This window comes from Mesorhizobium sanjuanii (assembly GCF_002529485.1).
Taxonomy (GTDB): Bacteria; Pseudomonadota; Alphaproteobacteria; order Rhizobiales; family Rhizobiaceae; genus Mesorhizobium; species Mesorhizobium sanjuanii.
In genome coordinates this window covers 1-5,886 of record NZ_NWQG01000291.1, presented here as the reverse complement: position 1 = coordinate 5,886, position 5,886 = coordinate 1, and the positions used below count along the sequence as shown (strand labels likewise).

The 5,886-nt window shown below is 61.6% G+C and carries 7 protein-coding genes and 1 riboswitch; of the genes, 2 read left to right on the top strand and 5 right to left on the bottom strand.

The window, feature by feature from the left end:
- Window positions 1-84: 84 nt before the first annotated feature.
- Window positions 85-171, bottom strand: a riboswitch (glycine riboswitch).
- Window positions 172-461: 290 nt separating this feature from the next.
- Entirely contained in the window at window positions 462-1,460 is a 999-nt protein-coding gene (locus CN311_RS31220; RefSeq protein ID WP_097577420.1) for a hypothetical protein, read from the top strand.
- A 17-nt stretch (window positions 1,461-1,477) separates the two neighbouring features.
- On the opposite strand, the gene CN311_RS31215 is transcribed toward CN311_RS31220, so the two are convergent.
- On the bottom strand, window positions 1,478-2,305 hold the full coding sequence (locus CN311_RS31215) for a transporter substrate-binding domain-containing protein (protein WP_208866611.1): 828 nt from the start codon (window positions 2,303-2,305) through the stop codon (window positions 1,478-1,480).
- An 88-nt stretch (window positions 2,306-2,393) separates the two neighbouring features.
- Here CN311_RS31215 and CN311_RS33125 point away from each other — a divergent pair, with 88 nt between their 5' ends.
- Window positions 2,394-2,996 (top strand): DUF3011 domain-containing protein, encoded by a 603-nt coding sequence (locus tag CN311_RS33125; RefSeq protein ID WP_208866610.1) that lies wholly within the window; start codon window positions 2,394-2,396, stop codon window positions 2,994-2,996.
- A gap of 55 nt (window positions 2,997-3,051) precedes the next feature.
- On the opposite strand, the gene CN311_RS31200 is transcribed toward CN311_RS33125, so the two are convergent.
- The 4 genes from CN311_RS31200 to CN311_RS31185 all read right to left on the bottom strand — a co-directional run.
- The gene (locus tag CN311_RS31200; RefSeq protein WP_097577417.1) at window positions 3,052-3,843 is read right to left on the bottom strand and encodes a molybdopterin-binding protein; all 792 of its coding nucleotides are present in this window, start codon (window positions 3,841-3,843) and stop codon (window positions 3,052-3,054) included.
- 1 nt (window position 3,844) lies between these two features.
- The gene (locus tag CN311_RS31195) at window positions 3,845-4,726 is read right to left on the bottom strand and encodes a cytochrome b/b6 domain-containing protein (RefSeq protein ID WP_097577416.1); all 882 of its coding nucleotides are present in this window, start codon (window positions 4,724-4,726) and stop codon (window positions 3,845-3,847) included.
- A 113-nt stretch (window positions 4,727-4,839) separates the two neighbouring features.
- A complete protein-coding gene (locus CN311_RS31190) occupies window positions 4,840-5,517 on the bottom strand; it encodes a DUF1345 domain-containing protein (protein ID WP_097577415.1) in 678 nt (225 codons plus the stop codon).
- Window positions 5,518-5,545: 28 nt separating this feature from the next.
- Window positions 5,546-5,886: YaiI/YqxD family protein (locus CN311_RS31185; RefSeq protein WP_097577414.1), on the bottom strand; the 341-nt coding region annotated here is incomplete at its 5' end.

The window sequence follows — 5,886 nt, the reverse complement described above, 5'->3', positions numbered from 1 at the left end:
GCCTGAGAGACTCGCGCCCCGTAACTCTGTCGGCAGCGCTTACACCTTCGGCGCGGGGGCAAGCCCCGACTTTCCAGAGTGTCTTTCCCGTCTACGGTTCTTTTGCCTGAGAGATTTCGGGCGATTTCCCCTTCGGCGGCAGCTCTCGCTGCTCTCTCCCGCAAACAGGTAGGACTCAAACCTTGAGCCCTCGACTCGTCATCCATAGCCCGTCAACGACACCTTGTCACCTGCCAGCGACATTTAAAGCGCGTCGCACTGAACGGATTCAGGCGCTGCGCTTTGGGCCTTTGTTTGATGCATTTCGTTACCCAAAACCGCTGCACACCCTTTGGGCGACGTGCATTGGCCTACAAGTCTTCGCTAACCACGCCGTTTGGCGGTTTCTCAAGACACTGCTGATATAGGGATCGCCATGGTGCTTGGGGCCGGCATTGCCGGCAGCGGACGGGGACGAAAAGATGGGCGAACTGATCATGAGCGCGCCGGTGGCCGGGCTGACGTCGAAAAATCGCATCACGGCTGAAGATGTGGTTATGCTGCGCCGCGAGGTGTTTGGCGATGGCGTGGTGAGCCGCGGCGAGGCCGAGGCGCTCTTTGCGCTCGATGCGACGGCCAGGGACAAATGCGCACAATGGCCTGACTTCTTCGTCGAGGCCGTCACCGATTACATCGTCCATCGGGAAAAACCGGCGGGCTATGTCTCGCAAGACAATGCCGATTGGCTGGTCCGGACGATTTCGCGCGATGGCATGGTCGACAGCCGCACCGAACTCGAACTGCTGGTGCGTGTGCTGGAAAAGGCGAAGTCCTCGCCAAACAGGCTTTGCGCCTATGCGCTGGAGCAGGTCGCCCATGCCGTCGTCGACGGCAAGGGGCCGCTCATGCACGGCGGCAAACTGGTACCCGGCAGGATAGCCAAGGCGGAAGTCGAGCTTCTGCGTCGCATCCTCTATGCCTATGGCGGCGACGGCAACATTGCCATGACCCGCGCCGAGGCGGAGGTGCTGTTCCGGATCAATGAGCGGACGACGACGGCCGGCAATGATCCGTCCTGGAACGATCTGTTCGTCAAGGCGATCGCCAATTTCGTCATGTGCTCTGCCGGTTACGAGGCGCCGATGCGCGACGTGGCTTTGCGCCAGGATTCGTTCTTCGAGAAGGCCGAACCGGAAATTGGCGGTTTCTTCAACCGCATGGTGTCGGGCGGTCTCGCCGGTATCCTGGAAGCCTACCGCGCGCCGGGCGATATCGAGGCCGATTGGGAATCGAGGAACAAGGCAGCCGAGGCCCTGGCTCGCCGCGCTGAGACGATCGACGCCGGCGAGGCGAAGTGGCTGGCCGAACACATTGGCGACCGGCCGCTGCAGGAGAACGAGCGGGCGTTGCTGACGTTGATCAAGCACGCCTCGCCGGAAATCCATCCGGTGCTGAAGCCGCTGATCGACAAGGTCGCCTAAGGCGCTGACATCACGCTCTATTGTTTGGCCGGCTCGGGCTTGCCGGTGTCGAAACGCGACAGCCATTTGAAGCTGTCGAACCAGTAGCGGCGCACGCCGCCTATGGTGCCGTCGGCGGTGCGCGCGCCGATCCAGTTGTTGACGTACTGGATGAGACGGACATCGTCCGGCCGCAGGGCAAATGCCTCCGGCGTCCGCAACAGCGGCCCGCCGACCATGGTCAATTTCGCATCATAAAGCCTGGCGGCCATCTGCGGCGTTGGCGAGGTGGCGACCATGGCCTGCGCCTCGCCGCCGATGATCGCGGCAAACACATCGGCCGTATTGTCGAAGGAGAGGATGGTCGCCTTGGGAAAGGCTTCCTTCGCGGCGGCTTCGTCCGTGGAATTGGAGAGCACGGCGATCTTGTATCCCGGCGCCCGCAATGCCTTTCCCGGCTTTTTGCCAAGACTGGCGATCGTCGCCACCATGCGGATATCGGCGGTGCCGGTCTTGTCGGAGAATACCACGTCGCGGGCGCGTTCCGGCGTGCTGGCATAGCCTGCCGCGATCATGTCGAAATCGCCCTTGAGCAGTCGCGACTTGAGGTCATTCCAGGGCACTTCGACCAGCTTCAGGTCGACGCCAAGGTCGGAAGCGAGCGCGTTGGTCAGGTCGACGTCATAGCCCGCAAATTTCCCGTCGGCCTTCTTGAGGATCCATGGCGGGTTGAGCGCCACGCCGACCGTAAGTGTCTTCTGGTCGATGACGCGCTTGAGGCTGTCGTCCGCCCAGGCGGATGGCGCCGCCAGCGCCAACCAGGCGGAAAGGACAAGTATAGTTGCGGCGATTACCTTAGCGCGCATGAATATAACCTCGCTGCTGTCCGTCCGGTTGTCAGATTTACACAGAGATGCCATTCTGTCGATAGCGAACCCTGATGGAGGACTTGCGATGTCGGCACGGATGGCGGTTACCGGTTCGATGATGTTCCTGGCCTGCACCTTGGGCAATCCGGCCAAGTTTTCGCTGCTGCCGGACGCGGCGCAGGCGGCAGGTGCAAACCGCATCGTCTGCTCCAGCGCGAACTACCGTTATTCCTACTGTGGCGTCGATACGCGTCGCGGTGTGCAGTTGACGTCACGGCTTTCGAAGGCACGTTGCCAGTATGGCAAGAGCTGGGGTTATGACCGCGGTGGCGTCTGGGTCGACAATGGCTGCTCGGCCGAATTCGCAGTAGCCGGCTCCGGCCGCAAGCCATCCTCAGGTGATGCGGCGGCTGCGATCATTGTCGGAGGCATCGTTGGCGCGATCCTTGACAACAACGACAAGCATGGCCACCGTTCGGATAATTACTATCCGAGGCCGAAGCCGCGCCGTGGCGATCAGTGGATCGATCCGACGCCGCAGTTCGACAGGGACGGTAACCCCAATTTCGATACTCACGGCAACTATCAGGGATGCCACGGCGTCGGCTGCATGGTGGATAATCCGGACGACACGCGGGGCGGGCCACCTGAGCCCGGTCAAACCACTTTCGAGGATTCGGACGAATGATGGCGTCGCCAAGATCTGTATGCTTAACGGTTGAGGCGTCCTACCCGAGCAGCCATTAAATGCCGCCGTACCAGTCGTAGCCATTGTCCTCCCAATAGCCGCCGCGGCCGCCGCCGACATTGGCGAAGCCGTCGACCAATTCGATCTTGTAAAGGTATTTCGGCATCTTGTAACCGAGTTGGCGCTCGACACGGACACGCAGCGGCGCGCCATTCTCGACCGGCAGCGGCTTGCCGTTGAGGCCATAGGCAAGGATGGTCTGCGGGTGGCGGGCGTCGATCAGATCGATCGTGCCATAATATTTGATGTCGCCCGACAGGCTGCGCTCGATCGTGTCGAGGCAATGGAACATAACGTAGCGCGCCTGCGGCTTGACCACCGCCTGGTCCAGCACCAACGACAGTGGCGTGCCGGTCCATTTGGCGATGCAGCTCCAGCCTTCGACGCAGTCGTGACGGGTGATCTGGGTGCGGCTCGGCATGTTCATCAGCTGCTCGCGGGTGAGCGACAGCGGCTTTTCGACGAGGCCGGAAACCTCCAGCCGCCAGTCGGCGAAATTGTTGGCGAGCAGGCCCTTGTAGGTATCGTCGTCCGGCGCGGTGATGCCATTCGGCCGCTGCGGCTGGCGGATGTCTGCTTCGGTGAATTCCGGCGCCAGCGCGTCGCGACCGGCAAGCAATCGCTGCGCGCGATACGTCAGGTCGTTGGCGCCTTCGAGGAAGCTGCGCAGGCCGTCACCGACGCCAAGCTGGCTGTCGAAGGCGTCGCAGCCCGACAGCATGATGCCCGAAAGGCCGAGGCTGGCCGAGGTAAGGAATCTCCTGCGGTTGATCTGGAATTTTGGCATGTCAGGCGCTCCTTTCGGACGATTTTCCGTCATCCGCCGGCGGATCGGTTCGGTACCAGCCGGTGATGATGGACCGCAGCTCGTTGATCGGGCCGGCGGCGAGGATCATCAGCATATGGATGACGAAGAAGGCGACGAGCAGACCCATCACGACGAAATGGATGGTGCGCGCCGTCTGCCGGCCACCAAGCAGATCGTTCAGGAACGGCAGCACCGAATCCATGCTCGGCGACATGGCAAGGCCGGTGATGATCATCAGCGGCAAAAGCACGAACAGCACGCCGCCATAGGCCATCTTCTGCAGCGTGTTGTACTCGCGTGTGTGGTGGAACTTCAGCTTGGCGTGGTCGATGATGTCCCGCGGCAGGCGCCTGATATCATCGATGCGCGGGGCGAGATCGCGGCGCAGATGGCCGTTGATCAAGCTGGCGACCAGCCAGACGATCAGCGTCGTCGACAGTACCCAGGCGAAGAAGAAATGCACGACGCGGGCGGTGCCGAGGTCGTAATAGGACGGGATTGTCGCCCATGACGGAAAGGCGCGGGACGTTTCCTGTCCGGCCGGCCCCGACCAGCCGAGCACGCCAGTGGTGTCGAAGCGCTTGCCCAGGATTTCGGTGTAACCGCGCGGGCCGGTTGCGGTATTCTCGGCGCCAATGGCGAAGACGGTGTTGTTATAGGTGAAGCCGGATTCCTTGCCGATATAGAGCTGGGGGCGGGCGTTGAAGATCTGCAGCCCGGAAAGCAGCATGAAGAACAGCGAGGCCGCCCAGAGCCAATGCGTCAGCCGCGTCCAGCGCGACTGCCGATAGATCAGCGTCGTATCCTTCGATGGGGCGGTGTCCGCGCCGGCGATGGGTTGGCTTCTGGCAACCGATTCCATTTGTCTCGTCCTCTCGACCGCACAGCCGGCCTTTCCCGTCTTTCTCCTCCCAATACGCTGTCAGCCAAAGCGATGTTTCATCCGATCACGGAATTATTACAGGCTGCTCGATGTTACGAGCTGCCCAGACTGACGGCGAGGTTGACCGCTGCCGCGACGATCACCGTGTTGAAGAAGAACGACAGGACCGAATGGACAAGCACGACGCGGCGCATGTGCGAGGTCGTTATGTTTACGTCGGCGGTCTGCGCGGTCATGCCGATGATCGACGAGAAGTATAAAAAGTCCCAGCCTTCCGGCCGCTTGCCGCCCGGGAAGTCGAAGCCGCCGACAGGGTTTTTCTGCTTGGTTTGGGAGTCGATCGTGTCGCCGTCCATCCAATAGACATGTGCGTAGTGAAGCGCCGCCATCGCATGGATGGTGAACCAGCCGAGCGGGATCGACAGCAGGGCGAAGGTCAGTTCGAAGGCAGACGCGCTGCCCTTTCGATTGATCAATTGAAACAGGGAGATGGTAGCAACACCGACGACGACAAACGTGACGGCGAAGATGACCAGCACCGGCTGGTCAGTGGCACGCGCATTCTTGCTCAGATAGCGGCCGGTGAGCAGCGGCATCTGGGCGACGACGAGGATGATGTAGGCAGCAAAGAACGCATTGGCGCCGATCGAATAGGCTAGGGGCGCGCGCAACACCAACGCGATGGCCAGCGCCACTCCCCCGATGCAGGCCGACACCGCGAATTGCATATGCCGGTGCATTGGTTTCTTGATGGGTGTATCGGCGGCCATGGCCTAGCCTGATGGTGTCGTTTTTCTTCTAGTCCGGTGTGGCGGATTTCAACGCCCGTCGCAAGATGCGATCGAGTTCGCCTAAAAACCGCGAACGGTCCTGCGGCGCGAAGCTCGCATTGTAGCCTTTGCTTTCGCCGGTCTCGCGCAGATGCTGCTTCAGATCGCGCATCGCCACCGCCATGCCGATCGTCTCCGGCGTGAACGGGCGTCCGGTCGGGCCGAGCACATGGGCGCCGAGCGCCACCGCTCGAGCCGCCAGCGGAATGTCCGCCGTCACGACGATATCGTTGGGTTTGGCATTTTCGACGATCCAGTCGTCGGCAGCGTCAGCACCCTTCGACACCACGACATTGCGGATCATCGGAT

Excerpts from the sequence above, each read along its gene's own strand:
- CN311_RS31200 (WP_097577417.1), bottom strand. The coding sequence starts at position 3,843 with ATGCCAAAATTCCAGATCAACCGCAGGAGATTCCTTACCTCGGCCAGC.
- CN311_RS31195 (WP_097577416.1), bottom strand. The coding sequence starts at position 4,726 with ATGGAATCGGTTGCCAGAAGCCAACCCATCGCCGGCGCGGACACCGCC.
- CN311_RS33125 (WP_208866610.1), top strand. The coding sequence starts at position 2,394 with ATGTCGGCACGGATGGCGGTTACCGGTTCGATGATGTTCCTGGCCTGC.
- CN311_RS31190 (WP_097577415.1), bottom strand. The coding sequence starts at position 5,517 with ATGGCCGCCGATACACCCATCAAGAAACCAATGCACCGGCATATGCAA.
- CN311_RS31220 (WP_097577420.1), top strand. The coding sequence starts at position 462 with ATGGGCGAACTGATCATGAGCGCGCCGGTGGCCGGGCTGACGTCGAAA.
- CN311_RS31215 (WP_208866611.1), bottom strand. The coding sequence starts at position 2,305 with ATGCGCGCTAAGGTAATCGCCGCAACTATACTTGTCCTTTCCGCCTGG.